Source organism: Burkholderia sola (assembly GCF_905400185.1).
GTDB lineage: Bacteria > Pseudomonadota > Gammaproteobacteria > Burkholderiales > Burkholderiaceae > Burkholderia > Burkholderia sola.
Map to the genome: position 1 here is coordinate 2,756,680 of NZ_FR989676.1, position 26,609 is coordinate 2,783,288.

A 26,609-nucleotide genomic window follows, 5' to 3' on the forward strand; every position below is an offset into this window, starting at 1 on the left:
CCGTGAACCCGCCAGCAGGACGCCTTAGGGCGTGTTCACGCTAATAACGGGTTTGCGAACGTGCCTTTCCGCCCGCAGTGCAAGGAGTAAGGAGCGCCGTTTGGCCGTGCCAAACAAGCGACGCACGACGCCGCAATGTGGGCGGAAAGGCACGTTCCCCTGTTTGGAAAAATTCATTCGCGGGGCTGGCCCCCAGAAGGGCCGATCGCCGCGTCATGCTCCTCGCGAATACGTCGAGTATTCGCTTCGTCGCAATCCTCGCGCTCGGCCCTTCTGGGGGCCAGCGCAAACCCGTTATTAGCGTGAACACGCCCTAATGAACGACACACCGCACGCAGACCTTGAAACGACCCCGGCGAACCCGCGCCGCCGCCAGTGGCTGCATGGCGCGGCCGCCGGACTGGCCGGGCTCGCGCTCGGCCCGCTCGCGGCCGTGCCCGCCCGCGCGGCCGCCGACAGCGGCACGCGGCTGCGCGTCGGCTTCCAGAAATACGGCAACTTCGTCGTGCTCAAGGCGCGCGGCACGCTCGAGAAGCGTCTCGCGAGCCAGGGCGTCACCGTGCAATGGCTCGAATTCCCGGCCGGCCCGCAACTGCTCGAAGGGCTGAACGCCGGCGCGATCGACGTCGGCACGGTCGGCGAAACCCCGCCGATTTTCGCGCAGGCCGGCGGCGTCGAGTTCGTCTACATCGGCAACGAGCCGCCCGCGCCGCAGGGCGAGGCGATCGTCGTGCTGCCCGATTCGCCGATCCGCACCGTCGCGCAACTGCGCGGCAAGAAGGTCGCGTTCAACAAGGGTTCGAACGTCCACTACCTGCTGGTGAAGGCGCTCGAACATGCGGGCCTCACCTATGCCGACATCCAGCCGATCTACCTGACGCCCGCCGACGCGCGCGCCGCGTTCGTGCAGCGCAGCGTCGATGCGTGGGTGATCTGGGATCCGTACCTGGCCGCCGCCGAACGACAGCTCGGCGCGCGCGTGGTCGCGAACGGCGAAGGGCTCGTGCGCAACACGCAGTACTACCTCGCGGCGCGCAAGTACGCGGCCGCGCATCCGCAGGTGCTGCGCGCGCTGCTCGACGAAGTCGACGCGGTCGATCGCTGGGCGCGCGATCACGTGCCGGAGGTCGCCGCGCAACTGTCGCCGCTCGTCGGCCTCGACGCGCCGACGCTCGAAGTCGCGCTCAAGCGTGCCGGCTACGGCGTGCAGCCGATCACCGACGCGACGGTCGCGTACCAGCAGAGCATTGCCGACGCGTTCAGCACGCTGAAGCTGATTCCGGGCAAGCTGTCGGTCGCCAGCGCGCGGTGACGCGTCACGACGCCCGTGCCGCGCCGATGCGCCGCCATTCGTCGTAGTCGGTGACGAGGCCCGCATCGTCGATGCCGATATCGGCCGCGTACGTGCCGCTCTCGTAGCGGTACACGTACGGCGCCGTGCGCGTATAGCGCTGTTCGCCGCGCACGATGGCGAGATCCGGGAAACGCAGCCACGCGGTGCGAATCTCCGCCGACTCGCCGACGGCGAGCGCCAGCCGGCGAATCGGCAGCGTATTGGTCGACGGACTGAAGCCGAGATCGATATCGGTCGCGCCCGCGAGCGCCGGCGCAGCGATACCGTCGATCGTCCACTGCCCCGCGTCGCACGCGATGTCCCATTGCCGGGGCGGCGCGGTGCCGGTCCAATGCGTCACGCGCGCCGAGCGCGTGAGCCAGTCGGCGCCGCATGCGACCGCGTAGTCGATACGAAACGGCGTGCCGTCGATCGCGCCCGCCACCGCACCCGCCAGCGCGTTGCCCGTTGGCGACTCGTCGAGCCGGCACCATTCGGCCGCCTGCCACGTCTGCACGATCTGCCATGCGACGCAATGCGTCCGTCGCGCTTCGTTCCGTTGCGTCATGTCGCGTCTCCTGTCGGCCGTGTGAAAGCACGCCGATTTTCGCGCACGGCGCGGACGAACGCACGCGGCTTTGGCGGCACCGTAAGCGCACCGGCCGATAGTCAGTATCGGCCCGACGCACACCATCGCGTCGACGCCGCTTTGGTACCATCCGTCGATCGGTAAAAATCGAACCGGAAGACATCGGAAAACACGAGGCGCGACTTCATGGATCTGTTGGCGACGATGCGCATCTACGTGAGAGTCGTGGAGCGCGGCACGATGTCCGGCGCGGCGCGGGATCTCGACATGGGCCAACCGGCCGTCAGCGAACGCATCGAGAAACTCGAAAAGCATCTCGGCACGCGGCTGCTGATGCGCAGTGCGCGCACGCTCGCGTGCACGGAGGAAGGCCGCCTCTTCTACGAACGCAGCAAGGCGCTGCTCGAAGCGGCCGAACTGGCCGTGGCGTCGGTGTCGAAGACGGAGAACGCGCTCGACGGCACGATCCGGCTCGCGGCGCCGCAGTGTTTCGGCGAGGTCGTGCTACCGGCCGTGCTGATGCAGATCCGCACCGCGTATCCGAAGCTGCACATCGACCTGGTGCTGAACGACGAGATCGTCGATCCCGTCACCGAGGGGGTCGACATTTCGATCCGGGCCGGCCAGCTCCGCGACGGCGGCTTCGTCGCCTACGCGCTTGGCGCGGTCGGCCGCGTGCTCGTCGCCGCGTCGTCGTATCTCGAGCGGCACGGCCCGCTCGACACGAAGGCCGATCTCGCGAACCATCCGTTCATCCGGGTGAAAGGCGTGTTCGCGAACGAGCAGGTACCGCTGCGGCGCGACGGCGGTGCGGTCGAATACGCGCGCATCCGCACGGTCATGACCGCGAGCCACTGGCGCCCGATGTTCGACACGATCGCGGCGGGCGGCGGTATCGGCGTAGTCCAGCACCCGGCTTGCGCCGACGCGCTCGCGCGCGGCCGGCTCGTTCGCCTCTTGCCGCACTACGACGTGCCCGACTTCGCGCTCAATGTGCTAGTGCACGCGCAGCGGCCGCTGCCACCGCGCGTGCGGGCCGTCGTCGATCTGCTGAAACGCACCCTGCCGCCGCTGCTGACGACGCCCGACCGCTAGGGCTTCACGCCTGCAGCGACTTCCCCGGCTCCTTCACGTCCGCGTCGACTTCCATCTGGTAGAAGCGCGCGCTGACGAAGCCGAACAGCGTCCAGCCGAGGAACACGCACAGGCCGCCGAGCATCAGCGCCTGCTCGCCCGAACTGTAGAGCGCGTAGAAGCTGTACGCGGTTGCGACCATCGCGACCGCGTTCGTCACCAGCGCCTTGCCCGGCGGCACCTTCGCGACCTTCTGGATCGTGATCAGCGCGGCCATCGACATCACGTAGGGCACGAGGTTCGTGACGACCGCGAGATCGACGATCTTCTGGAACTGGCTGCTCAGCTCCGGGCTGATCGTCATCAGCGCCAGCGCGACCTGCGCGACCAGCAGGATCACCATGCCGACGATCGGCGTGCCCGTGCGCGTCGCGCGGGCGAACACCGGCAGGAAATAGCCGACGTCCGCCGAGCTCTTGAACACCTGCGCGACCGTGAACTGCCAGCCGAGCAGCGAACCGATGCACGCGATCACCATCAGCGCGGTGACGATCGTGCCGACGGTCGGCGTGAACATCGTCGCGAACGCGAGGCCGAACGGCGCGTTCGACGCCGCGAGGATCGCGTTGGGCACGATCCCGGCGATCACGTTGGTCGACACGATATAGAAGATCGCCGACGCGATCGTGCCGCCGAGCACGGCGATCGGCACGTTGCGCTCCGGATTCTCGACGGCGTCCGCGTTCGCGCACGCCGATTCGAGCCCGAGGAACGCCCACAGCGTCACCGCGATCGAGCCGCCGACGGCCGGCCCGAACGGCAGGTTGTGCGGATTCCACGCGGCGCCCCAGGTCGCGCCGCTGAACCAGAACCAGCCGATCAGCGATACGACGACGACCGGAATGATCACGCCCCACACCGTCACCGCGCCGATCCGGCCAGTGATGCGCGAGCCGCCGAAGTTCGCGACCGTCGTCAGCACGAGCAGGAAGATCGTCCACAGGCCCGTCTGCAGCGGCGACAGCGTCGCGTCGAACAGCACGGTGCCGTAGCCGACCGCCGTGACGCCGATCGCGACGTTGGCGATCACGAGCGACAGCCCGTACGTGTAGTTCGCCATGTAGTTGCCGGCCTTGCCGAACGCGTATTCCGCGTAGCCGCCCATCCCGCCCGGCTTGCGGCTCAGCATCCCGCAGCGCGCGAACGCGTAGGCCAGCGCGAGCGAGCCGCCGGCCGTGACGATCCACGACAGCAGCGAGATCGTGCCGACCTGCGCGAGCTTCGCCGGCAGCAGGATGATGCCGGAGCCCATCATGTTGACCGCGGTGAGGATGGTGAGCTGCCAGACGTTCATCCGGTTCTTCGGCGCGGCCGCCGGGGCCGCGTCGGCCAGGTGCGCTGCGTTGTCCATGGTGTTCGATCCTTCGATGTGAGGCCGCCGCGCGGCCGGTCGCCCGTTCGCCCGGTCAGGCTTCGGGGCTTCGGGGCTTCGGGGCTTCGGGGCTTCGGGGCTTCGGGGCTTCAGGCCGTCAGGCAGTACACGCGATACGTGCCGTCCTCGACTTCCACGCCGTGCGTGTCGTGCGCGAAGCCGGGAAAACGCCGGTCGTATGCTTCGAGCGCCTTCAGGTAGCCGAGCACCGGGCCGCCGGCCGGCCCCGCGTTCTCGCCCGGCATCAACAGCGGAATGCCCGGCGGATACGGCACGACGCCGGTCGCCACCGTGCGCCCGGCCAGTTCGTCGAGCGTGACCTGCTCGACGCGGCCCTGCACGAGATGCTCGTACGCGCGCACCGGGCTCATCTCCGGCTTCGGCAGGATCGAGAACGCCTCCGACATCAGGCGCGTCGTGCCGAGCTGCTCCATCGCCGCGAACATCGTGTCGGCCAGATCCTTCAGCCCCATGCCCGCATAGCGCGAACCATGCTCCTGAGCGAGCGACGGAATCGCCATGTCGAGGGGCAGGTTCGCGTCGTAGTCGCGCTTGAAATCGCACAGCGCGCTGACGAGCGAGCCCCACTTGCCCTTCGTGATGCCGATCGAGAACAGGAACAGGATCGTGAAATCGGTCGTCTTCTCGACGACGATCCCGCGCGCATCGAGATACGCGGTGACGACGCTCGCCGGGATGCCGACCGGCATCAGGCCGCCGGCCGGCGCCACGCCCGGCGTGACGATCGACACCTTGATCGGGTCGAGCATGCAGTAGCCGTCCTCGATATTGCCGAAGCCGTGCCATTGCGCGCCGGGGCGCAGCACCCAGCACGCCGGGTCGGTCGCGAGCAGCTCGGGCGGCGCTTCGTGGAACGGCAGCGTGCGGCCCGTGCGCGCCTCGAGCACGGTGTCGGGCTGCCAGCATTCGAAGAACCAGTCGCCCTTCGCGCCGAATTCGCCGTTCATCCGCGCGATCATCTGCCGGAACGCGACGGCCTCCTCGATCGATTCGCGCGTCAGCGCGGCGCCGCCGGGGCCGTCCATCATCGCGGCCGCGACGTCGTTCGACGCGATGATCGCGTAGTTCGGCGACGTCGACGCGTGCATCATGAACGTTTCGTTAAACTGACCATGCGGAATCGGGCTGCGGCCGTCGCGCACGTGGATGTACGACGCCTGCGACAACGCGGTCAGCAGCTTGTGCGTCGACTGCGTCGCGAATACCGTCGGCCGGTCCTTGTGGTGGTCGCGCGGGTCGCCGTGCATCGCATGGCGGTCGCGGTAGATCGGATTGAAACGCGCGTAGCCGTACCACGCTTCGTCGAAGTGCAGCCGGTCGACGCTCGCGCCGAGCAGTTCCTCGACGCGCGTCACGTTGTAGCAGAGGCCGTCGTACGTCGAGTTCGTGACGATCGCATGCTTCGGCTGGCGGTCGGCGAGCCCCGCCGCGAGCGGGTTCGACGCGATCGCCTCGCGGATCGCCGCTTGCGTGAGGCGCTCCGATGCGATCGGCCCGATGATCCCGTAGCGGTTGCGCGTCGGCACGAGGTAGGTCGGAATCGCGCCCGACATCGTCATCGCATGCTCGGCCGACTTGTGGCAGTTGCGGTCGCACAGCGCGATCTGGTCGCGGCTCACGCTCGCCATCAGGATGATGCGGTTCGACGTCGACGAGCCGTTCGTCACGTGATACGTGCGATGCGCGCCGAACACGCGCGCCGCATAGCGTTCGCTTTCGCCGATCGGGCCCGAGTGATCGAGCAGCGAGCCGAGTTCGCCCACCGAGATCGACAGGTCCGAGCGGAACAGCGATTCGCCGAAGTATTCGAAGAACGCGCGGCCGACCGGCGATTTCAGGAAGCCGGTGCCGCCCGTGTGGCCCGGCGTATGCCACGAGTATTCGTAGACGCGCGAGAACTTCGCGAGCGCGCCGAACATCGGCGGCAGCACGGTCGAGCGATAGCGTTCGATCGCCGCGTGGATGCGCCCGCCGATGAAGTCTGCCGTATCCTCGAGCAGCCACACGAAATCGTCGACCTTGCCCATCACCGCGGCCGGCACCGTCGACGCGACGCTGCGGTCGGCCAGCAGGAAGATCGGCACGTTGGCATTGCGATGCCGGATCGCATCGACCACGGCCTCGGACGGCCCGTGGCCGTCCACGCCGAGATCCCAGTCGAGCAGCACGCACTGGATCGACGGATCGGAGCGGATCAGCACGATGGCATCGTCGGAGGACGTCGCCGTCAACACGTCGATACCGCGTTGCGCGAGCTCCGCGCTCAGCGTGCGCACCGCACGCCCGGTTGCCGTTTCCTGCGCGATCTCGTCGTCGACGAGTAACGCACGCATGCCGAGACGACGCATGCCGCCAGTGGAAGTGTTCACGTTGTTGCCCTCGCTGTTGCGTTGCTTCGATTGGTATCGTTCGTCTCACGAGCACGCGGACGGCAGGTCACGGGCAGCGGCATGAGACGCTCGCCATTCCGGCTTGATTCGCCATCCAGTTCGGAGCCGACTATGCCATGAACGCCTTACGATGAAAAGCCGACGGTTCGGCGAAATCATCGGCGCCTTTCCAATCGGATTTCATCATTGGATCATTTTTATATGCGCCGCAGCACGCCAATTCCCGATCAATTGATCAGGCTCAGCCGTCAATGACATTGACGACTCCGGTCGATTGAATTCACGTGCCTTTGTTGTTACGATCGGCGGCGCCGGACACTGTCCGATCACGGCCGTGCCGCGCTGCTCAATGCTTCTCGGTGCAGTCCGCATTCGGCGTTCGGCATTCGCGGGAACGTTTCAATCGGCTGCAGCGCGTGTCGTATCGACATCACGCACCAGCGCGAATGCGGCTCCCGTTTCAGGTCATTTACCGGAGAGTTCGCGTGAGCCTGTTGAAAATCGCAGTCGAGCCGGCGCTGATCGGCGCCTTTCTCACCACGCACGAACAGGTCGACGTATTCCAGACCGATTTCACGAACATCGCGGCCATCGTCGTCGGCATCGAGGCCGCGGAAAAGGTGCTGAAAACCGTCGAGCGAACCGGTTTCGCGATTCCGTTCTTCGTCGCGGTCGAGCCCGACCAGGAAGTGCCGCCATCGGTCTTGCCGCGCGCGAGCGGCGTGATCCCGCTCCGGCACGGCGGCCGCCACTACCACGGCCGGCAGATTTCCGCCGCCGCCGACATCTACAGCGAGAACCTGCTGCCGCCGTTCTTCAAGGTCATGCGCGACTACGTGCAGCGCGGCTACGTCGAATTCGACTGCCCGGGCCACCAGGGCGGCCAGTTCTTCTCGAACCATCCGCTCGGCCGGATGTTCTTCGATTTCTTCGGCGAGACGCTGTTTCGCTCGGATCTCTGCAACGCGGACGTCCGGCTCGGCGATCTGCTGATTCACGAAGGGCCCGCGCTGGAAGCCCAGCGCAACGCCGCGCGCATCTACAACGCGGATAAAACTTATTTTGTGCTGAACGGCACGTCGACGTCGAACAAGGTCGTCACGAGCGCGCTGCTCGCGCCCGGCGATCTCGTGCTGTTCGACCGCAACAACCACAAGTCGGTGCACCTCGGCGCGCTCGTCCTGTCCGGCGCGCGGCCGGTCTACCTCGAGACCGCGCGCAACGCGTGGGGCCTCATCGGCGGCGTCGACAGCGCGGCGCTCGGCGAAGCGCGCATTCGCGACGCGATCCGCGACGTCGCGCCCGAGCGCGCCGACCTGCCGCGCCCGTTCCGGCTCGCGGTGATCCAGCTCGGCACCTACGACGGCACGATCTACAACGCGCGCGAAATCGTCGACCGGATCGGGCATCTGTGCGACTACATCCTGTTCGATTCGGCATGGGTCGGCTACGAGCAGTTCATTCCGATGATGCAGGACTGCTCGCCGCTGATGCTGACGCTCGGGCCCGACGATCCCGGCATCTTCGTCACGCAGTCGGTGCACAAGCAGCAGGCCGGCTTCTCGCAGACCTCGCAGATCCACAAGAATGACAGCCACATCGAAGGGCAGAAGCGCTTCTGCGATCACCGGCGCTTCAACAACGCGTACATGATCCACGCGTCGACGAGCCCGTTCTATCCGATGTTCGCGGCGCTCGACGTCAACGCGCAGATGCATGCGGGCCCGGCCGGCCGGCGCCTGTGGCGCGACTGCGTCGCACACGGCGTCGATGCGCGCAAGCTGCTGCTGAAAACCTGCCGCCAGATTCGCCCGTTCGTTCCGCAGCAGATCGACGGCCGCCCGTGGGCCGACTACCCGACCGAGCAGATCGTCGACGACCTGCGCTTCTTCCGCTTCCATCCGGCCGACAGGTGGCACGGCTTCGAAGGCTATGCGGACGACCAGTATTTCGTCGATCCGTGCAAGCTGCTGCTGACGACGCCCGGCATCGATCGCGACACGCACGAATACGCGCCGTTCGGCGCGCCGGCGCCGATCCTCGCGCGCTACCTGCGCGAGCACGGCGTCGTGCCCGAGAAAGCCGACTTGTATACGATCCTGTTCCTGCTCACGCCGTCGGAGAGTGCCGGCAAGCTGCAGCATCTGGTCGCGCACCTCGCGCAGTTCGAGCGCCATCTCGACCAGGACACGCCGCTGCGCGAAGCGATTCCGTCGCTGTGCGAAGCGTATCCGGAGCTGTACGGCACGATGCGCCTGCGGCAGCTGTGCCAGCGCATGCACGATTTCTACCGCAGCCACGACATGAAGCATCTGCAGAAACAGATGTTCCGGCGCGCGCAGTTCCCGAAGCAGGCGATGCTGCCGCAGGCCGCGAATACCGAGCTGATCCGCAACAACGTCGAACTCGTCACGCTCGAGCGCATCGAAGGCCGGATCGCGACCGAAGGCGCGCTGCCCTATCCGCCCGGCATCTTCTGCGTGGTGCCCGGCGAAGCATGGGGCGGCCCGGCGCTCGACTACTTCCGCGCGCTCGAAGCCGGGATCAATGCGTTGCCGGGCTTCGAGCCGGAAATCCAGGGCGTGTACCTGCAGACGAAGTTGGACGGCACGAAACAGGCGTCGGCGTACGTGGTCGCGGCCGGCGCCGACGCGTCGCGGGCCTGATCGCGATCGGTGCCCGGCCCGCGCGGCGCTTGCGCGCCGCGTGTATCATCGCCGCCATCATGCCCATCCGACCGCTTCGTTCTATCCTGATCGCCCCGGCGCTCGCCGTCTCCATCGCCGCGCATGCGCAGCAGGTCGGCGTGGTGGCCGACGGCGTCTACTACACGCCGAATACGCATCTCGCGGCAGGTACGTCGCTGCAAGTGCTGCCCGACGACGACAAGGGCGTCGCGCGCTGCTGCGCGACGGTCACCGGCCGCGCCGGCAAGCCCGGCAACCAGATTCTCGACAGCCTGCACGACGACCGCACGATCGCCGCGTACGCCCTGTCGCTGCCGAAGTCGGTGCCGGCGGACACGCGCGGCTTCGGCGTCGTCGGCACCGCGCATTTCGTGCGTCAGGGCGCACACCCGGAAGCCGTGCTCGACGGCGGCTTGCAACTCGCGTTCTCGACCTGCACGTCGGTCGAAGGCACGCATTACCTCGGGCGCAAGGTCGGCGCCAACACGTTGCTCGTGCACCTGTATCAGTACTTCGACGGCGAATTCGAGCCGACCTGCAAGGATCGCGACCTGAAATAACGGAACCCGGCCGGCGGACGGCATCGCGCCCGCCGCGTCACCACGCCTGCCGGTAGATCGCCAGCGCGTCGGCCTCGGTCACCTCGCGCGGATTGTTCACGAGCAGACGCGTCTGCAACATCGCGTCCGACGCCATCCTCGGCAAGTCGTCCTCGCCGATACCGACGTCGCGCAGCGTGCGCGGTATGCCCGTCGCGACGATCAGCCGGTCGATCTCGGCGATCAACGCATGCGTTTTCGCTTCGTCGCTGCCCGTGGCCGACGGCGCGACGATGGCCGCCAGTTCCGCGTAAAGCGGCGCGGCCGCCGGCGCATTGAAGCGCAGCACGTGCGGCAGCACCAACGCATTCGACAACCCGTGCGGCACGTGGAAGATCCCGCCGACCGGATAAGCCAGCGCGTGCACGGCCGCGACCGGCGCATTCGCGAACGCCTGCCCCGCGAACATCGCGCCGACCAGCATCGCTTCGCGCGCGTGCCGGTTCTGCCCGTCGTCGCATGCGGCCAGCAGGTTGCGCGACAGCAGCGTCAGCGCGTGCGTCGCCAGCATGTCGGATACCGGATTCTTCAGCCGCGCGGACGTGTACGCCTCGATCGCATGCACCATCGCGTCGATGCCGGTGGCGGCCGTCGCCGCGCGCGGCAGGCCGAGCGTGAGTTCCGCGTCGAGGATCGCGACGTCCGCGAACAGGTGCGGCGACACGACGCCCATCTTGCGCGCCTCCCCGACCGTGACGATCGACACGGCCGTGACCTCGGAGCCGGTGCCGGCCGTGGTCGGCATCTGCACGAGCGGCAGCCGCGCGCTCGCGACCTTGTCGACGCCGTACATGTCGGCCAGCGCCTGCTGGCCCGGCGCGAGCACCGCGATCAGCTTCGCGACGTCCATCGACGAGCCGCCGCCGAGACCGAGCACGATCTCGGCATCGGCCGCGACGGCTCGCGCGGCTGCTTCGAGCACCACGTGCTCGGGCGGATCGGCGATCACGTCGTCGATCACGGCGACCTGCCAGCCGTGCGCGGCGAGGCTTTCCAGCGCGGGCGCGAGCACGCCGCTGCGGTGCAGGAACGCATCGGTGACGACGCACAGGCGCGCGAGCGCCGGAAAGCGTTCGCGCAACAGCGCGCCGAGCCGGCGCGCGGCGCCGAATTCGACGATCTGCGTCGGAACGGTGCGGAATTGAAACGGGTTCATCGGGCGCCTCCCGGGGGCGTCGCCGTGCCGGTGTCCGGCTGCACCATGTAGCGGATCACGTCGCGACGCTCGAGCAACGGCATGATCGCGCCGACACCGATCCGCTGGAAATGCGGCGTTTCCCGATGCACGTCGAGGCCGTCGGCCTCGCTGTAACGCTCGAGGATCACGATGTGGTCGGGGTTCTCCGGGGACCGGAAGTACGCGTAGTCGAGGTTTTTCGGCTCGGTGCGCGTGGCCGGCGCGAGTTCGGCCAGCAGCTCGACCACGCGGTCGCCGTTGCCGGGTTTCGCGAAGAAATGCGCGATGACCTGCAGATAGGGTTCGTTCATGCTGCGCTCCATGTTGGACACAAGCCCGTCGCGACGGGAGCGCCCCCCCCATCCGCCACGAACCGGATGAATTCAAACGCGATGAGGCGGCACCGTATCGCTGACGCGTCGTCGCATTGTATTGAATCGGCACGGCCTGCGCTGTGCCGCGACCGGGCCGCCAACGGCAGGCCGAATCGCGCCGCACGTTCACGGCGAGCCGGAACCTGGCCGGCCGCCGCGCGCTTGCGCCGCCGCCCCGGCTACCACGGCACCGTCCGCCCCAGATAGTCGAGATACTCGAGCCCGGGCCGCGCCCGCTTCGCCAGCAGCACGTCGACGAGGCTCGGCACGCTCTCGTCGATGGTCAGGCGCGCGTCGGGCCCGCCGAGTTCGGTACGGACCCAGCCGGGCGCCATCAGCGCCAGCGCGCGGCGCGTATCGGCCTGACGCGCCGCGAAGCTGCGCATGAACTGGTTCAGCGCGGCCTTGCTGCCGCGATACACCTCGCGCATCCCGCTGACGTTGTTCGCGACGCTGCCCTGCCCCGACGACATCGCGCCGATCAGCCCGTCGTCGGTCACGAGATCCTGCAGCGTCTCGATCGCGCGCATCGGCGCCAGTGCATTCGTGATCATCACGCGCACGAATTCGTCGGTCGTCACTTCGCCGATCGTTTCGTTCGGATCGTTGGTCGTGCCCGCATTCACGAACAGCATGTCGAAGCGCCGGCCCGACAGACGCTCGCGCAGCGCGGCCAGTTGCGCGGGCTCGCAGATGTCGAGCGTGCCGATCTCGAGCCGGCCGTCGAACCGGTCGGCCAGGTCGTGCAGCTTGGTGCGCCCCGATCCTTCGCGCACGGTGCCCGTCACGTTCCAGCCCTTGTTCAGGAATGCCTCCGCCATTGCCAGTCCGAGGCCGCGCGACGCCGCGACGAGGAGGATCGCGGAGGTATTTCGTCGATTCGATTCAGTCGATTGCATGGTTTTTCGCCTTTGCCGTGTTTCGTCATGCGCCCACTATAGGCGCGCACCACACCAGGCGCCAGACGCACCGGATGCAACCCATCATTGCATCGAACGCCATGTCAAACCTCCCAGTGGCGTATCCTGTCCGCATGGAAGACATCGACCTGAACCTCGTCACCGCGCTCGACGTGCTGCTGTCGGAGAGCAGCGTGACCGGCGCCGCACGCCGGCTGGGCCTGAGCACGTCCGCGATGAGCCGCACGCTCACGCGGCTGCGCCTCGCCACCGGCGATCAATTGCTCGTGCGCGCCGGGCGCAAGCTCGTGCCGACGCCTCATGCCGCCGCGCTGCGCGACCGTGTCCATGCGGTCGCGCGCGACGCGCGCGCCGTGCTCCGGCCGGCGACGGCCGACGTCGATCTTGCAACGCTCACGGCTACGTTCACCGTTCGCGCGGCCGCATCGTTCATGGAAATGCTGGCCGGCCCGGTCGTCGCCGCACTGGCCGACGTCGCACCGCACGTACGGATCCGCTTCGTCCCGAAGCGCGACCGCGATCCGCAGGCGCTGCGCGACGGCACCGTCGACCTCGAGATCGGCAAGCGCGGCGACGACGCGCCCGAGCTGCATACGCGCATGCTCTTTCACGACTGGCACGTCGCGGTGGCGCGCGCCGGGCATCCGCTGTTCGCGTCAGCCCGGATCACGGCCGCGCGCTATGCCGCCTGCCGCCACGTGATGGCGGCCCAACTCGGCGATTTCGGCGGGCCGGCCGACGACTCGACCAGCCATGCCGGCCCGGACCCTGCGGTGCACGTCGTCGTGCCGGGCTACCCCGACGCGATGCGTGTCGCGGCCAGCACCGACCTGATCGCGCTGGTGCCGCGCTCGAGCCTCGGCAACGCGTGCTCGCCCGGGCTCATCGAAGCGCTCGGGTTGCGCAGCTTCGAGGTCCCGGTCCGCCTGCCGGCGATCCTCGTGTCGGCGCTGTGGCATCCGCGCATGCACGGCGACCCCGTCCATCGCCGTCTGCGCGACACGGTCATCGCCGTGTGCCAGCGCGCGTATCCGGATTCCCGTCCGCCACGCACGACGGCGCGCGGCAAGGGAGCCCGCGCGGCCGGCTGACGTCGGTTTGCGGGCGTGCTTGCCGGCCAGCCGCGCGGCCGGCAACGCACCGCCGACGCCCCACTACCGCGGCCCGGCCGGGCGGCGCCGCCAGCCCCTTCGGCTAAAATGCCGCACTTTCCACCTTGCCCGCCCGCTCGCCATGCAACCCGCCTCCTCCGCCCCATCCGCCTCCCACGGCGCCGACGCCGCAGACGCGGCCCGCGACCTCGTCTACGGCCCGAACGACCGGCCGGCGCCGATGGTCGCGTTCGTCGCCGCGCTGCAGCACCTGCTGGCGATCATCGTGCCGATCGTCACGCCCGGCCTGCTGATCTGCCAGGCGCTCGGCGTGTCCAGCCGCGATACGACCCTGATCGTGTCGATGTCGCTGGTGATTTCCGGCATCGCGACCTTCGTCCAGTGCAAGCGCTTCGGCCCGCTCGGCGCCGGCCTGCTGATCGTCCAGGGCACCAGCTTCAACTTCGTCGGCCCGCTGATCGCCGGCGGCAGCCTGATGGTCAAGCAGGGCACGCCGGTCGAGACCGTGATGGCCGCGATCTTCGGCGTCGTGATCGCCGGGTCGTTCATCGAGATGGGCGTGTCGCGCATCCTGCCGTTCGTGAAGCGCCTGATCACGCCGCTCGTCACCGGTATCGTCGTGCTGCTGATCGGCCTCACGCTGATCAAGGTCGGCCTGATCAGCATGGGCGGCGGCTACGGCGCGATGGCCAAGGGCACCTTTGCGAGCGCCGAGAACCTGACGCTGTCGGGCCTCGTGCTCGGCACGATCATCCTGCTGAACCGCGTGCCGGTCGTCTGGGTGCGCAGCACCGCGCTCGTCATCGCGCTCGCGATCGGCTACCTCGCGGCCGCGTTCCTCGGCCGCCTCGACTTCACCGGCATGCACCAGGCCGCGCTGTTCCAGGTGCCGACGCCGCTGCATTTCGGCATCGGCTTCTCGTGGGCGCTGTTCGTGCCGATGCTGATCATCTACCTCGTCACGTCGCTCGAGGCGATCGGCGACGTGACGGCCACCAGCAAGATCTCGAACGAGCCGGTCGAAGGGCCGGTGTGGATGCAGCGGATCAAGGGCGGCGTGCTCGTCAACGGTGCGAACTCGCTGCTGGCCGGCGTGTTCAACACGTTCCCGAGCTCGGTATTCGCGCAGAACAACGGCGTGATCCAGATCACCGGCGTCGCGAGCCGTCACGTCGGCATCTGGATCGCGGCGATGCTCGTCGTGCTCGGCCTGTTCCCGGTCGTCGCCGGCGTGCTGCAGGCCGTGCCCGAGCCCGTGCTCGGCGGTGCGGCGATGGTGATGTTCGGCGCCGTGGCCGCGTCGGGCATCAACATCCTCGCGGGCGTGCACCTCGATCGCCGCGCGCTGCTGATCATCGCGGTGTCGCTCGCGCTCGGCCTCGGCGTGTCGCAGGTGCCGGACATTCTGAACAACCTGCCGCATGCGCTGAAGAACGTGCTGGAATCGGGCGTGGCGACGGGCGGCATCTGCGCGCTCGTGATGAACTGGTTCCTGCCGGAAAGGCAGTAACGGCAATCAATCGTCAAACCCGGTCAGGGCGCCTTGGCCGATCGATTTCGGCTGGTTAGAATCACCGCATGCCCCAAACCCTCGCGCCCGACCAAACCCCCGAAACGACTGCCGTTCCGATCAAGGAACGCGCGACCGTCGTCTGCTATCGCGATGCGCGCGTGTTGCTCGTCACGCGCGCGGCGTCGCGCTGGGCCCTTCCCGGCGGCACGATCAAGCGCGGGGAAACCCCGCTCGAAGCCGCGCATCGCGAATTGGGCGAGGAAACCGGCATGACCGGCCAGGATCTGGTGTACTCGATGCAGTTCACCGGACTCGCGAAGATCCATCACGTGTTCTTCGCGGAAGTCGGGCCGGACCAGACGCCGCAAGCGAGCAACGAGATCGAGAAATGCAAGTGGTTTCCGATCGACAGCGTCGACCGTCTGCGCGCGAGTATTCCGACGAAGCGAATCGTCGAACTCGTCTACAACCACGAAATCCGCAACGCGTAGCGCCCGCCCGGCGCCGTCGGCCGGCTCGAGTCGCGTGTCGCGATCAGCGGGGCGCGAACGCTCAGTGCGAGCGCTTTCTTCGCAGTTCGTGCGTGGAATAGACGACGAGGAAGATGCCCAGCATCGCGACGCCGGACGCCATGAAGTCGTTTGCGCTGCCCGAGCTGCGCAGCGCCGCCGGGAAAATACCCAAGCTCAATCCCGCACCAGCAAGAAGCAATCCTGCTGCCACGCCCCAGATCGGTCCGGCGGTCTTGTCGATTATGTTTTTCATACAGCACCCGTCTACGGTCGTTACCTGAACGGTATCGGCAATCAGCGCCGCGTCTACCTTCAGCGATTCCACTATAACCGGAAGAAATTCCGCAAGCTTCTGGTGCTTTTCCCGATCAAGTTTCGGCGGCCGCGGCCGCCACGTGCGGCCGGGTCGCGCAACCTGCCGCAGGTTATTGGGTGCGCCCGTCCAGCTTCCGGATCACGTCGTCACTGATCGGTCGTTCAAATCGCCACTTCCGGCGGCGCCTGGCGAAACAGCCGCGTCATCCAGCACAGATACACGAGCCCGAGCACGAACCATGCGACGCCGAGCACGAGCGCCGTCTTCTCGAGGCTCACGAGCAGCCAGATATCGGACACCGCGCCGATCAACGGAAACACGAGGCCGCCGAATACCCCGATCCTGCGCTCACCGTGATGGTCCGACAGATACAGCCGGATCACGCAAAGATTGACGGCAGTAAAGGCGAGGAACGCGCCGAAGTTGATGAACGACGTCGACGTGGCGACATCCAGCTTCAGCGCGATCAATCCGACGACGCCGGCGAGGGCGATATTGATCGCGGGCGTCCTGAAGCGCGGATGAATGAACCCGAAGATGCGCTTCGGCAGGATTTCGTCGCGGCCCATCGCATACAGCAGCCGCCCGACGCTCGCTTGCGCGGAGATGCCCGATGCGAACTGCGCGAGGATCAGGCCCGCGAGGAACACGGTGACGAACAGGTCGCCGCCGATCATCTTCGCGACTTCGAACGCGGCCGAATCCGTATCCTTGAATTCGACGCCGGGATGCGCGAGCTGCATCGTATACGCCGCGATCACGAAAATCGCGCCGCCGATCAGCGCAATCAGCAGGATCGCACGCGGCATGTTCTTTTTCGGATCGATCGTTTCCTCGGTCAACGTCGAGACGGCGTCGAAGCCGAGATACGAATACGCGGCGATCGCGGCGCCTGCCATCGTCGCGCCGAACGGCACGTGCGGCCTGAAGAACGGCTCCGCCATCGCGATGCCGCCCGGGCCCGCCGCAGCCGACGCATAGTGCCAGCACAGCACGACGAACATCGCGACGATCGCCAGTTGCACGACCATCAGCACGATATTGAAGCGCGCGGCCAGTTCGATGCCGACGATGTTCAATCCGCTCGTCAGCACGATGAACGCGACGATCCAGATCCAGGTCGGCACGTGCGGAAATGCCGCGTTCAGGTACGCCGCACCGATCAGCCAGATCACCATCGGCAGGAAGAAATAATCGAGCAGCGTCGCCCAGCCGATCATGAAGCCCAGGTGCGGGTTGAACGTCCTGCGCGTGTACGTGTAGGCCGAGCCGGCGGCCGGATAGAGCCGCGCGAGCTTGCCGTAGCTGAGCGCGGTGAATGCGATGGCGATCAGCGCGAGCAGATAGGCGAGCGCGGCCGTATCGTCGCTGGCCTTGGCGAGCACGCCGTAGGTACCGTAGACGATCAGCGGCGCCATATAGGCGAGACCGAACAGCAGCACGGACGGCAGGCCGAGCGTGCGCTTCAGGCGGACGGGTTCACTGGATGACGACGCTTGCATGTGATCTCCTGGGCCCCTCTGGGGCCGATGCGAGTGCCTGGGTGCCGTGCGGCAGGCATTTCCGGCATGTCAATGGGACGACCGGGCATGTGCGGGCATCGCGCCCTGCTCCATGCATCGGATGGACCGGGGATTCGGGCTACTCGGTGCGGTGACGGCCCGCGTCGATCGTGAGCACGCGACTCCCGTCAACCTGTTCGACAGGCGACAGACCGAGCGCCACGCGTGCGTCGTGCAGATAGCTGTAATGCTCGCGACTTGCTTCGAGGCGAGTCGGATCGAGGCTCGCCGGTGCGACGGCTTCGTCCCGGCCGAGTTCGATCGTGCTCTCGCCAAACGGATCGACCAGCGTGGACAGGCCGGCGAACGTCAGATCGTCGTCGCCGGGCCCGCAGCGATTCACCATCACCGCGAACATCTGGTTCTCCATCGCACGTGCCGCGATCGCGCGGTGATGGACGGGCCCGAACGGGTCCATGTTGCCGTTGGTGACGATCAGCAGATCGGCGTCGAGCGCGGCGACCGCGCGCGCCGTCTCGGGGAATTCGATGTCGTAGCAGATCAGCAGGCCGACCGTCAGGTCGTTCCAGACGCAGGTCGCGAAGCGGTCGCCCGGCGTGAATACGCCGACATCCGACGCCCACAGATGGGTCTTGCGATAGCGCAGGACGATGTCGCCCCGCTCGTCGACGAGTACCGTCGTGTTGTAGAACCGTTCGCCGTCGCGCTCCGCGAGGCCCACCGCGACGGCAACGCCCTTGCGACGTGCCGCATCGCGTACCGCCACCAGCCGCGGGCCGTCGAGCGTCTCGGCGACGTCGGCGACGTTCTCCCGCGTCGGGAAACCCGACAGCGTCGTTTCGGGGAACACGATCAGTTTCGTGCCGCCGACCACGTCGGCGCGCTCGATCGTGTCGATCACCTTGCGCGTGTTGTGCACGACGTCTCCGTCGACGAGCGACAGTTGCGCGAGTTCTACCTGCATGAAGCCCTCTCCTTCCAATTGCCTTTCAGTGGCATGTCGTATGCGTTGCACGAGTCATGCGACGCGCGTCGAGCGAAGCGGCGAACGGCCCGCCGCCCGTCGAATCGAGGCCGATTATCGGGTTATTATTTTTGACCTGAAATTCCCCGCCAGGGTTACCCTCACCGGAGCACACGATGGACCTCGAATGGCGAGATCTCGCTTTTCATCGGGAGATTGGCTCGGCCATCGACGCCCTCGACGGCCCGCATTTCTGGGCGCGTCTCACGCGCGTACTCGAGCGGCATCTCGATTTCGACAACTGGGTCGCGCTGCGCTTCGCGCGCGATGCGGCGCCGCTGGTGCTTGCCGAACAGGCGATGCCGGACGGCAAGATCGACCTGATGTTCCAGGACTATCTGGCCGCGCTCTACCAGCTCGATCCGTTCTATCTCGCCGCGTTCGAAACGCAGGCGTCGGGCTTCTACACGCTCGCCGACGTCGCGCCGGACAACTTCCGGATGACCGAGTATTACCAGCGGTACTTCAAGAAGAACATCGTCGGCGACGAAGTGCATTTCAACGTCGTGATCGATCGCGATCACACGCTGGGCTTCTCGCTCGGCAAGACGAGCAAATACGACGAGCGCGAGATCGCATTGCTTACGCTTTACACACCCTGGGTGCTGTCGTTGATGCAGCAGCGCCTGCGCTTCGAAACGTTCGTCGTGAACGAAACGCCGCGCGCGAGGCAACCAGAAGCGCCCGATCCGCACGCGCGCTTCGGCATGCTGACCGGAAAGAGCGGACGCGGCGCATTGACGACGCGTGAAACCGAAGTGGCGATGCTGTCGTTGAGCGGCTTCTCCACGCGGGCGATCGGGGAGAAACTGTCGATCTCGTTCGAGACCGTGCGCGCACACAAGAAGCACATCTATGCAAAGCTCGGTGTCGGGTCGCAGTCGGAATTGTTTGCGCTGTTCTACGATCCAGCGGGGGCGGGTGAATCCGCGTGATATGAGCGGCGGCGATGTTGCGCGTTCTCCCGTTCTTTCGGCGGGAAGGCGGCCGAACACGGCGATGGGAGCTTGCGGGCGGCTATCCGCGCCCGATCGCGGGCGCGGATAGCAGCGCCTGGGCGGTGCGCGTCGCCATCGGGTCGTCGGATCGGTACGCCGCCGCGTAGGCATAGGTACGCCACGATGCATCGCCAAGCGCGTAAAGACATACGGCCGCGAGCGCGATGCCGCGCGACGACAGCGCGCCATCGCGCTCGACCCGGCGCAATTCGCTCAGCGCCTCGCCCCACGCGCGTGCCCGCACATGCCACCAGGCCAGCACCTCGCGCATTTCGCCGTTCCCGGGACGCAGCACCGCCATCGCATCGAGCAGGTCCTGAACGTCCGAAAACGTATCCAGCGCCGCACCGGCCCACAGCACGTCCATCATCCCCGTAACGATCGCGTTGTCGCTCAACGTCTCGATCATGTTCTTCTCCCGGCTTTTTCCGTCAATCGCCATCGTCGAACGCATACTTGCGCTCGCTCGCGCATTCGGCGCGTTTCACTTGCCGCCCGCGAGCGCCCTCGCCTCGGCCGCGATGCCCACGAGCGACAGCTGATCGCGTACCTGATCGATGAAAATCGCCGCCATCAGCGCGAGCATCAGGATCGTGAGCGCGCCTTTCACGGGCTGCGCCAGCGACGGCAGATCGAGCTTTTGCGACACCTTCCCGGTAAAGCCGAAGCCGATATCGATCAGCAGCAGCATCAGCATCATCGGCGTGGCCAGCTTCGCCACCGTTTCCATCAGCGAGTCGGTCTTCAGCAGCACGAACGATTCGAGTACCGATCCCCCGGCCGGCATGAGGTTCGCCAGCGGCCACCAGGTATACGATTCGTAGATCGCGCCGAGGAGGAACGTCATGCCGCCCAGACACCAGAACGCCGCGATCGCGAACTGGCTCAGGAGCGTGGAAGTCAGCGACGTCTGCTGCCCCTGGCTCGGGTTCTGCATCTGCAGTTGATTGAAACCGGTCAGATCGTCGACGTACGTGCCGACGCTCTCGGCGGCCCAGAACACCGTCGACGCCGCGAAGCCCAGGCCGACGCCGATCAGCGCCTCCTTCAACCCGATGCCCACGAGCATCGTCGCATCCCCTTGCTCGAGCAGGCCGCGTTGCCCGTAGGCGATGAAGCTGCCCCACAGCAGCGCCAGCGCGGTGCGCACGCGGCCTTGCACGACGTTGTCGGACGTCGGCGGAAAAATCATCATCAGGACCATCAATCGTTCGCTGCAAAGGCCCAGCACGATCAGAAACCTGACCAGTTGATGGCTCGATTCGATCGATGCGAAGGTAATCTCGCTCATTTCAGTCGCCTGTCGTTCAATGGATGCGCGGCTTGCGGGCGCGCTCGCCGCTTCAAAACGCCGGGCTGGGCCGGCGGCTCTCCGATGTTTCCTCGTCCTGCGCGTCCTCGATCGCGAGCTCGATCGCCTTGACGAGCGTGTCGCGCCGCTTCTCGTAGATGTCGATGCGGGCACGGTTGCGCAGGATCTCCGTGCGCAGCGCACCGATCTGCGCCTCCTTCGCCGCCAGCGCCTGCCCGGCCTGCGCCGCCCGGGCCTCGAGCATCGCGTGCTGCTCGGCCGCGTGCGAGCGGAATTCGCGCAGCTTCAGATACGCGTCCGCCCGGAAGGAAACGCTGCCCAGCATCGCGTCGATCTTGCCGTCGTGCGCGGCGAGCCCGGCCGCATGCGCGCGCACCGCCGCGCGGCTTTCCTCCAACGCGTCGATGAGCGCCTGCAGCTCGCCGCGCAAGCCGCCGAGCGCCGCATTGAGCTTGCGATCGAGCTGGCGGCGGCGCGAGAGCACGCGCTCGAACGCGGCAACGCGGCGGTCTTTCATCGCTTGCCTCCGGCATCAGGACTGCACGATCTCGCCGAGGGCCGCGAGCGTGTCGTTCGGGTCGACGAGCAGATCGGTCGGTTGGCCGAGGAAATCCCGAATCGCGTCGATCTTCGCGATGGCTTCGTCGGCAAGCGCATCGGTGCCGCTCTGATACTCGCCCACCTGCAGCAGCAATTCGACCTCCTTGTGCTTGGCCATCAACCGGCGCACGTGCCCCGCCGCCGCCACGTGCTCGCGCGGCACCACCTGCGTCATCACGCGAGAAAGACTGCCGAGCACGTCGATCGCCGGATAGCGGTTCTGTGCCGCAATCTCGCGCGAAAGAATCATGTGGCCGTCGAGAATGCCCCGTACTTCCTCGGCGATCGGGTCGCCGCCCGATTCGTCCTCGGCCAGCACGGTATAAAGGGCGGTGATCGAACCATGCTCCGAGCGGCCCGCGCGCTCCAGCAGCCGCGGCAGCTCCGCGAAGATCGACGGTGGAAAGCCGCGCCGCGTCGGCGGCTCGCCCATCGCCAGGCCGATTTCGCGCTGCGCACGCGCAAAGCGCGTCAGCGAATCCATCATCAGCAGCACACGCATGCCGCGGTCGCGGAAGTATTCGGCCACCGCCGTTGCCGCATAAGCGGCCTTCGCGCGCTCGATCGACGAGCGGTCCGATGTCGCGCAGACGACGACCGAGCGGGCCATTCCCTCGGGCCCGAGAATGTGCTCGCAGAATTCGCGCACTTCGCGGCCGCGCTCCCCGATCAACGCGATCACGTTGACGTCGCAGCGCGCCCCGCGTGCGAACATGCCCATCAACGTACTCTTGCCGACGCCGGCCGGCGCGAAGATGCCCATGCGCTGGCCCTCGGCCAGCGTCATCATGCCGTCGACGACGCGCACGCCCGTCGGCATCGGGGTATCGACGACGGGCCGCGACATCGGATCGGGTGGATCGGCGATGACGGGCTGCCACTCGTCGCATTCGAGCGGCCCCTTGCCGTCGATCGGCTCGCCCAGGCTGTCGATCACGCGGCCGAGCAGGCGGGGGCCGATGCGCAGCGAAAGCGGACGCCGGAGTCCCACCACGCGTGTCGCCCGCGACACGCTGCCGAGCCGGCCGAACGGCGAGAGCAGCGCGACGTCGCGCGAGAAGCCGACCACCTCGGCACGCTGCAGCAACGCGCCTTCGGGCGAGCGCAGCTCGCATAGCTCGCCGAGCGTCGCATCGAGCCCCGATACGCGTACGAGCGTGCCGATCACTTCCTGGACCTTGCCGCATGCGGCGGGTTGTGGGCGGGCGCGCAGTTCGCGCTCCATCGCATCCATCAGCGCCGAGAAGCCGCGTACGTCCCGTAGCTGCGCGATGGGCACCCCGCTCGCTTCGTCGGTTTCGAAACCGTCCGCGCTGTCGATCATGGCGCTCCTTTCGTTGTCGTGTCTTCTTCCACGTGCCGCTCGAAGATCGGTTCAGATGGACATCGCGTCGGCGTCGGCATACGCGGCATCGGTCCACCCCTCGTCGCGCAGGTCGCCCGCCGTTTGCACGGCCGCGGCCTCGTCTTGCCAACCTTCTTCGTCGCCGATGTCGCCGATGTCGCCGATGTCGCCGATGTCGCCGATGTCGCCGATGTCGCCGATGTTGCTGATGTCGCTGATGTCGCCGTCGTCCGCGCGCGCATCCGGGTCCGCCAGGCCCTCGCCGGCTCCGACGGCGTACTCGCCGATCGGCACCTCGTCGTTGCCCGCGAAACCGGTCTGCACGTCGACGGCTTGCGCGTCATCCCCGGGCCGCGCATCCGGCGCGTCGCGCGATGGGCCCTCCGTCACGCTTCGCACCGCGCGCGCCAAGGCATCGCGCATCGCCGCCAAGTGCAACGACAAGCTCGCGTCGATCGCGCCCAGGTCGGTTTCGGCGACGCATGCGCCGGGCGCAAGCGTCGCGTCGGCCGCCACGCACAGCCGCACGGAACGCCCGGCCTCGCGCCACGCCGCGGCCGCTTCGTCGAAGGCCGCGCTCGCCGCGGCCAGATCCGACGGATGAACACGCAGATGAACGGGGCTGCCGTCGGCGACGATCCGCTCGACCGTTGCGGCCGCGCGGGCGAAAAGCGCTTCGGGCTCCACTGACGCGACGATCTGCTCGACCGCCAGCGTCACCAGCCCGGCCAGCCGGTCATGCTGCCCGGGCGCGAGCCGGCAGGCTTCGGCATGCGCGGCCGCCGCGCGTTCGTGCCAATCGGTCAGCCCCCGCCGCAAACCGTCGTCGTAGCCGCGCTCGGCCGCTTGCGCGAACTCGCGCATGGCGCGCTCGACGAGCTCGTCCGCGCGGGTGCGGGCTTCGTCGAGCAGCATGCGGGCCTGGGCGCGCGCCGCGTCCAGCGCCTCGTCGCATTGCCGGCGCATCTCGGCGTACGCCGCATCGATCTCGACGATCGCCGCGACGCGTTCATGACGCAGGACGTCGCCTTCGACGCCCACCCCGAGGTCCGTGCCTTCGGCCTGCGGATTGCGTAACCAGATCACCATGACCCCTCCGGAAACAAGTCGGGCAGTTGCGAGACGATCGAAAGGCTCGGGCTCGAGCCTTCCGGAGACGGTAGCGACGGCGGCAACGAAGGGAACGGCAACGGCCCCCCGTCGTCGCGCGCCGGCATGGCCAACCGCATGATCGCGAGCGGGCCGCCCGGCGCCCATCGGCGGTCGCGCGCGAACAGCCGAAAGCCGAGCCACGCGAGGTCATCGCCATCGGCGGCGTCGAGCGGCACTTGCATGACCGCTGCCGCGTGGTGCGCGCGCGCGGCGAGCGAGACCGCATCGCCGGCAAGCTCGCGCCCGCGCGCGAAGAGCAGATTGACGCCGCGCGCCCCGATCCAGCCCGTCAACTTCTCGCGACGCGGCCGGTCGATCCACGCGCGCAACGGCTCCGCCTGCTCCACGAGCGCGCGCAAGCGAAATACGGTCAGACAATCGTGCGCCGGCAGCAACGCAAGCGCCGTTTCCGGCGCGTTGAACGCGGCAAGCGGCGGCACCGGCATGCCCCATTCGTCGAGCAGCGCATCGGCAAGCGCCTCGGCCTGCGCGGGGCTGCATGCGCCGATTCGGTCCGCACCGGGCACGCGTGCAAGCCACGCCGGATGCATCCAGTCGAACAGCGTACGCCGGCGCCGATGGTAGGCGGCCAGTCTCGCCGCCACGGCCGCCGGCGTCTCGCCGTGCGGGGCGGCAACGCTGTCGGCAGCTGCATCGTATGCATCGGCTGCGTCGTATGCGCTCATCATGGGCTCACCCATGCTTGCCATGCCGGCCACGCGATCGTTCGGATCGACGGTCATGCCGGCGCTTTCGCTGCACGCCCCGTCCGGCGCGCGAGCAGGCCCGCAAGTCCGCCGCCGCCCTTGAGCAGGTTGCCGCGCAACAGCGCGAAGCCACCGGCGATCGTCAACAGCAGCAAGCCGAGCGCGCCGCCCGCATAGACGACCCAGCCGTCCTGGCGGTGCGGGTGGGCGGGCGGATCGAGCGCATCGGCCGGTACGCTGGTCACGCTGACCTGATCGTAGGTCAGCCCCTCTATGCTGTGCACGACCAGGTTCTTGATCGCCGGCGTCATCCGCTCGAGATTCGCGTCGGGCCGGTACTTGATGAAAACCGATGCGGACGACGGCTTGACCGACTGTGCGAGCGGGTCGTTGTTCGGCAGCACGATCTGCACGCGCGCCACGACCACGCCGTCGATCTTCGACAACGTGTCGTCGAGTTCCTGCGACAAACCGTAAATGAAGCGCACGCGCTCCTCGGTCGGCGTGGAAACGAGCCCGTCCTTCTTGAACAGCGAGCCGAGGTCGTCGAATTTCTTGCGCGGCAGGCCGCGTGCGCGCAGCACTTCCACCGCATGCACGATCTGCTTTTCGTCGACGCTGACCGACCAGGTCTTGCCGCCATCGGGCGTGCTCTTTTGCGCGTCGACGCCGGACATCAGCAGCGCGGCCGCCATTTCGTTGCAGTCGCTTTCGGTCAATTGCCCGTAGAGTTCCTGCTTGCAGGCCGCAAGCGACAGCACGAGCGCCGCCACCGCGACGAGCCGCCATGCGGAGTGCAGCCTCGAAGGCATGAGGTTCGGTTTCATCAGTTGCTCCGAGAAGCCCTGTCCTTCAGGACGGGGAGTCAAGTCATTGGTTCTTCATGAGCGTCTGCACGGCGTCCTTCGACGACTGCACGGTCGCCATCTTCACCTGCAGATCGGCGTTCAGGCTGGCGATCTCGAGCTGGATGGTCATGTCGGCGGCGGCAAGGCGCTCCATCGACAGCGCGCTCATGTGCTGAGTCATGTAGAGCACGTCGTTCGGCACTTGCCGGTAATAGTCCGCCTGCTCCTCGACTGCTTTCGTCACGAGGTCCGCGCGCTCGGTCGGGTGGACGGCTGCCGCATGCTGGGGCGCCGAAGCCATCATCGCCTGGAATTTGTCGACGAGCGGCTGCGATACCGCGTCCGCATTCGGCGCCGCGGGCGTCGTGCCGGTGACGCGGGCCAGTTCGTACTGGAGTTGCGATGCAGTCGTGATGCTCATTTCGTTTCTCCTGGTAGGGGCAACAGGCTCAGACGCGCATGTACTGCATCGTCAGCAGCATGTCGCTGGATGAGGACGACGGCGTCGCGACCGCTTCGCCGTCTTCGGCGTGCGCTCCGTTCTCGAACGCGAGCGCGGAATCCGGCGCAACGAAGCGGCCCGTGCGCTTCGCGGTCGCGACCGCCTGCTTCAGCTCCTCGCTCGCAAGCAGAACCTTCGCGAGCCGTTCAACCTCTTCGTTGCCGCCCTCCTCCAGCAGGTGCCGAGCCTCCTCCTGCCAGCCGAACTCCTGGCGGGCCTTCAGGCACTGCAGCAACATTCCCTTGCTGGCCGGCAGGCAGACCGAGCGCTCGACCAGATCGCGAAAGAGCCGTTCGGCGTCGCTCCATTCCTCGCGCACCATATGCAGCCAGCCGTCGAAAAACGCGAATTCGGCGGAATCCGGGCGCAGCAGATGCAGCACGTCGACGAGGTGCTCGAGATCGTCGATGTCGACTTGCGCCGGCGTGCCTGCGCGGGCCAATGCCACCCTGACCAGGTCGACGATCGCGCCGACGACTCCCGATGGGCACTGCGGCCGATCCTTCAGAACGTCCATCCTTTCCCCCAACGAAATCAGATTCGATCCGA

At 67.3% G+C, this 26,609-nt stretch carries 26 protein-coding genes; 8 read left to right on the forward strand and 18 right to left on the reverse strand.

Features of this window, described 5'->3' with window-relative positions:
• Positions 1-316: 316 nt before the first annotated feature.
• The gene (locus tag KR541_RS28725) at positions 317-1,312 is read left to right on the forward strand and encodes a sulfonate ABC transporter substrate-binding protein (protein ID WP_050011135.1); all 996 of its coding nucleotides are present in this window, start codon (positions 317-319) and stop codon (positions 1,310-1,312) included.
• A gap of 4 nt (positions 1,313-1,316) precedes the next feature.
• Here the strand turns inward: KR541_RS28725 and KR541_RS28730 are convergent, their stop codons facing one another.
• The gene (locus tag KR541_RS28730; RefSeq protein ID WP_124593796.1) at positions 1,317-1,901 is read right to left on the reverse strand and encodes a putative glycolipid-binding domain-containing protein; all 585 of its coding nucleotides are present in this window, start codon (positions 1,899-1,901) and stop codon (positions 1,317-1,319) included.
• A 207-nt stretch (positions 1,902-2,108) separates the two neighbouring features.
• Between KR541_RS28730 and KR541_RS28735 the strand changes: the two genes are divergently transcribed.
• Entirely contained in the window at positions 2,109-3,017 is a 909-nt protein-coding gene (locus KR541_RS28735) for a LysR family transcriptional regulator (RefSeq protein ID WP_124630469.1), read from the forward strand.
• Positions 3,018-3,021: 4 nt separating this feature from the next.
• Here the strand turns inward: KR541_RS28735 and potE are convergent, their stop codons facing one another.
• Both potE and KR541_RS28745 read right to left on the reverse strand, forming a co-directional pair.
• On the reverse strand, positions 3,022-4,407 hold the full coding sequence (potE, locus tag KR541_RS28740; protein WP_216089957.1) for a putrescine-ornithine antiporter: 1,386 nt from the start codon (positions 4,405-4,407) through the stop codon (positions 3,022-3,024).
• Between the two features lie 110 nt (positions 4,408-4,517).
• The gene (locus KR541_RS28745) at positions 4,518-6,797 is read right to left on the reverse strand and encodes an Orn/Lys/Arg family decarboxylase (RefSeq protein ID WP_050011138.1); all 2,280 of its coding nucleotides are present in this window, start codon (positions 6,795-6,797) and stop codon (positions 4,518-4,520) included.
• A 527-nt stretch (positions 6,798-7,324) separates the two neighbouring features.
• Between KR541_RS28745 and KR541_RS28750 the strand changes: the two genes are divergently transcribed.
• On the forward strand, positions 7,325-9,505 hold the full coding sequence (locus tag KR541_RS28750) for an ornithine decarboxylase (protein WP_216089958.1): 2,181 nt from the start codon (positions 7,325-7,327) through the stop codon (positions 9,503-9,505).
• Between the two features lie 59 nt (positions 9,506-9,564).
• Positions 9,565-10,086: a hypothetical protein gene (locus KR541_RS28755; RefSeq protein WP_050011376.1), complete on the forward strand. Its 522-nt coding sequence runs from the start codon at positions 9,565-9,567 to the stop codon at positions 10,084-10,086.
• A 37-nt stretch (positions 10,087-10,123) separates the two neighbouring features.
• Here KR541_RS28755 and KR541_RS28760 read toward each other — a convergent pair whose 3' ends face one another.
• The 3 genes from KR541_RS28760 to KR541_RS28770 form a co-directional block, all read right to left on the reverse strand.
• Positions 10,124-11,281, reverse strand: coding sequence for an iron-containing alcohol dehydrogenase (locus KR541_RS28760; RefSeq protein WP_050011140.1), 1,158 nt, complete (start codon positions 11,279-11,281; stop codon positions 10,124-10,126).
• A complete protein-coding gene (locus KR541_RS28765) occupies positions 11,278-11,613 on the reverse strand; it encodes a putative quinol monooxygenase (protein WP_050011141.1) in 336 nt (111 codons plus the stop codon). The genes KR541_RS28760 and KR541_RS28765 overlap by 4 nt, the downstream gene beginning before the upstream one ends.
• A gap of 242 nt (positions 11,614-11,855) precedes the next feature.
• Positions 11,856-12,575 (reverse strand): SDR family oxidoreductase, encoded by a 720-nt coding sequence (locus KR541_RS28770; RefSeq protein WP_050011142.1) that lies wholly within the window; start codon positions 12,573-12,575, stop codon positions 11,856-11,858.
• A gap of 134 nt (positions 12,576-12,709) precedes the next feature.
• Between KR541_RS28770 and KR541_RS28775 the strand changes: the two genes are divergently transcribed.
• The 3 genes from KR541_RS28775 to KR541_RS28785 all read left to right on the forward strand — a co-directional run bounded on the left by KR541_RS28775 (position 12,710) and on the right by KR541_RS28785 (position 15,712).
• Positions 12,710-13,687 carry a LysR family transcriptional regulator gene (locus KR541_RS28775; protein ID WP_050011143.1) on the forward strand — a complete coding sequence of 326 codons (978 nt, stop codon included), beginning with the start codon at positions 12,710-12,712 and terminating at the stop codon, positions 13,685-13,687.
• Positions 13,688-13,829: 142 nt separating this feature from the next.
• Positions 13,830-15,218, forward strand: a complete 1,389-nt coding sequence (locus tag KR541_RS28780) for a nucleobase:cation symporter-2 family protein (protein WP_089489232.1) — start codon at positions 13,830-13,832, stop codon at positions 15,216-15,218.
• A gap of 68 nt (positions 15,219-15,286) precedes the next feature.
• Positions 15,287-15,712 (forward strand): NUDIX hydrolase, encoded by a 426-nt coding sequence (locus KR541_RS28785; RefSeq protein WP_050011145.1) that lies wholly within the window; start codon positions 15,287-15,289, stop codon positions 15,710-15,712.
• Between the two features lie 61 nt (positions 15,713-15,773).
• On the opposite strand, the gene KR541_RS28790 is transcribed toward KR541_RS28785, so the two are convergent.
• The 3 genes from KR541_RS28790 to KR541_RS28800 all read right to left on the reverse strand — a co-directional run bounded on the left by KR541_RS28790 (position 15,774) and on the right by KR541_RS28800 (position 18,536).
• Positions 15,774-15,986 (reverse strand): hypothetical protein, encoded by a 213-nt coding sequence (locus KR541_RS28790; protein ID WP_050011377.1) that lies wholly within the window; start codon positions 15,984-15,986, stop codon positions 15,774-15,776.
• Between the two features lie 224 nt (positions 15,987-16,210).
• Complete coding sequence (locus KR541_RS28795) at positions 16,211-17,551, reverse strand: APC family permease (RefSeq protein WP_050011146.1); 1,341 nt, start codon at positions 17,549-17,551, stop codon at positions 16,211-16,213.
• A 139-nt stretch (positions 17,552-17,690) separates the two neighbouring features.
• Positions 17,691-18,536: a carbon-nitrogen hydrolase family protein gene (locus KR541_RS28800; RefSeq protein ID WP_050011147.1), complete on the reverse strand. Its 846-nt coding sequence runs from the start codon at positions 18,534-18,536 to the stop codon at positions 17,691-17,693.
• A gap of 176 nt (positions 18,537-18,712) precedes the next feature.
• On the opposite strand from KR541_RS28800, the gene KR541_RS28805 reads away from it, so the two are divergent.
• On the forward strand, positions 18,713-19,531 hold the full coding sequence (locus KR541_RS28805) for a response regulator transcription factor (protein ID WP_050011148.1): 819 nt from the start codon (positions 18,713-18,715) through the stop codon (positions 19,529-19,531).
• Positions 19,532-19,613: 82 nt separating this feature from the next.
• Here KR541_RS28805 and KR541_RS28810 read toward each other — a convergent pair whose 3' ends face one another.
• From KR541_RS28810 to KR541_RS28850, 9 genes are all read right to left on the reverse strand, one after another.
• On the reverse strand, positions 19,614-20,003 hold the full coding sequence (locus KR541_RS28810) for an HrpB1 family type III secretion system apparatus protein (RefSeq protein ID WP_089489734.1): 390 nt from the start codon (positions 20,001-20,003) through the stop codon (positions 19,614-19,616).
• Between the two features lie 75 nt (positions 20,004-20,078).
• Positions 20,079-20,885, reverse strand: a complete 807-nt coding sequence (sctT, locus tag KR541_RS28815; RefSeq protein ID WP_050011149.1) for a type III secretion system export apparatus subunit SctT — start codon at positions 20,883-20,885, stop codon at positions 20,079-20,081.
• Between the two features lie 52 nt (positions 20,886-20,937).
• Entirely contained in the window at positions 20,938-21,423 is a 486-nt protein-coding gene (locus tag KR541_RS28820; protein ID WP_050011150.1) for a type III secretion system protein, read from the reverse strand.
• A 15-nt stretch (positions 21,424-21,438) separates the two neighbouring features.
• A complete protein-coding gene (gene sctN, locus KR541_RS28825) occupies positions 21,439-22,830 on the reverse strand; it encodes a type III secretion system ATPase SctN (RefSeq protein WP_080334121.1) in 1,392 nt (463 codons plus the stop codon).
• Between the two features lie 51 nt (positions 22,831-22,881).
• Positions 22,882-23,940, reverse strand: a complete 1,059-nt coding sequence (gene sctL / locus KR541_RS28830; RefSeq protein WP_216089959.1) for a type III secretion system stator protein SctL — start codon at positions 23,938-23,940, stop codon at positions 22,882-22,884.
• Complete coding sequence (locus tag KR541_RS28835; RefSeq protein WP_245170387.1) at positions 23,934-24,746, reverse strand: type III secretion protein HrpB4; 813 nt, start codon at positions 24,744-24,746, stop codon at positions 23,934-23,936. The genes sctL and KR541_RS28835 overlap by 7 nt, the downstream gene beginning before the upstream one ends.
• Positions 24,743-25,537, reverse strand: coding sequence for a type III secretion system inner membrane ring lipoprotein SctJ (gene sctJ, locus KR541_RS28840; protein WP_204384185.1), 795 nt, complete (start codon positions 25,535-25,537; stop codon positions 24,743-24,745). Before sctJ ends, KR541_RS28835 begins: the two co-directional genes overlap by 4 nt.
• Positions 25,538-25,580: 43 nt before the next feature.
• Positions 25,581-25,979, reverse strand: coding sequence for a serine kinase (locus KR541_RS28845; RefSeq protein ID WP_124554048.1), 399 nt, complete (start codon positions 25,977-25,979; stop codon positions 25,581-25,583).
• Between the two features lie 28 nt (positions 25,980-26,007).
• Entirely contained in the window at positions 26,008-26,577 is a 570-nt protein-coding gene (locus KR541_RS28850) for an HrpB1 family type III secretion system apparatus protein (RefSeq protein WP_089489228.1), read from the reverse strand.
• Positions 26,578-26,609 lie beyond the last annotated feature (32 nt).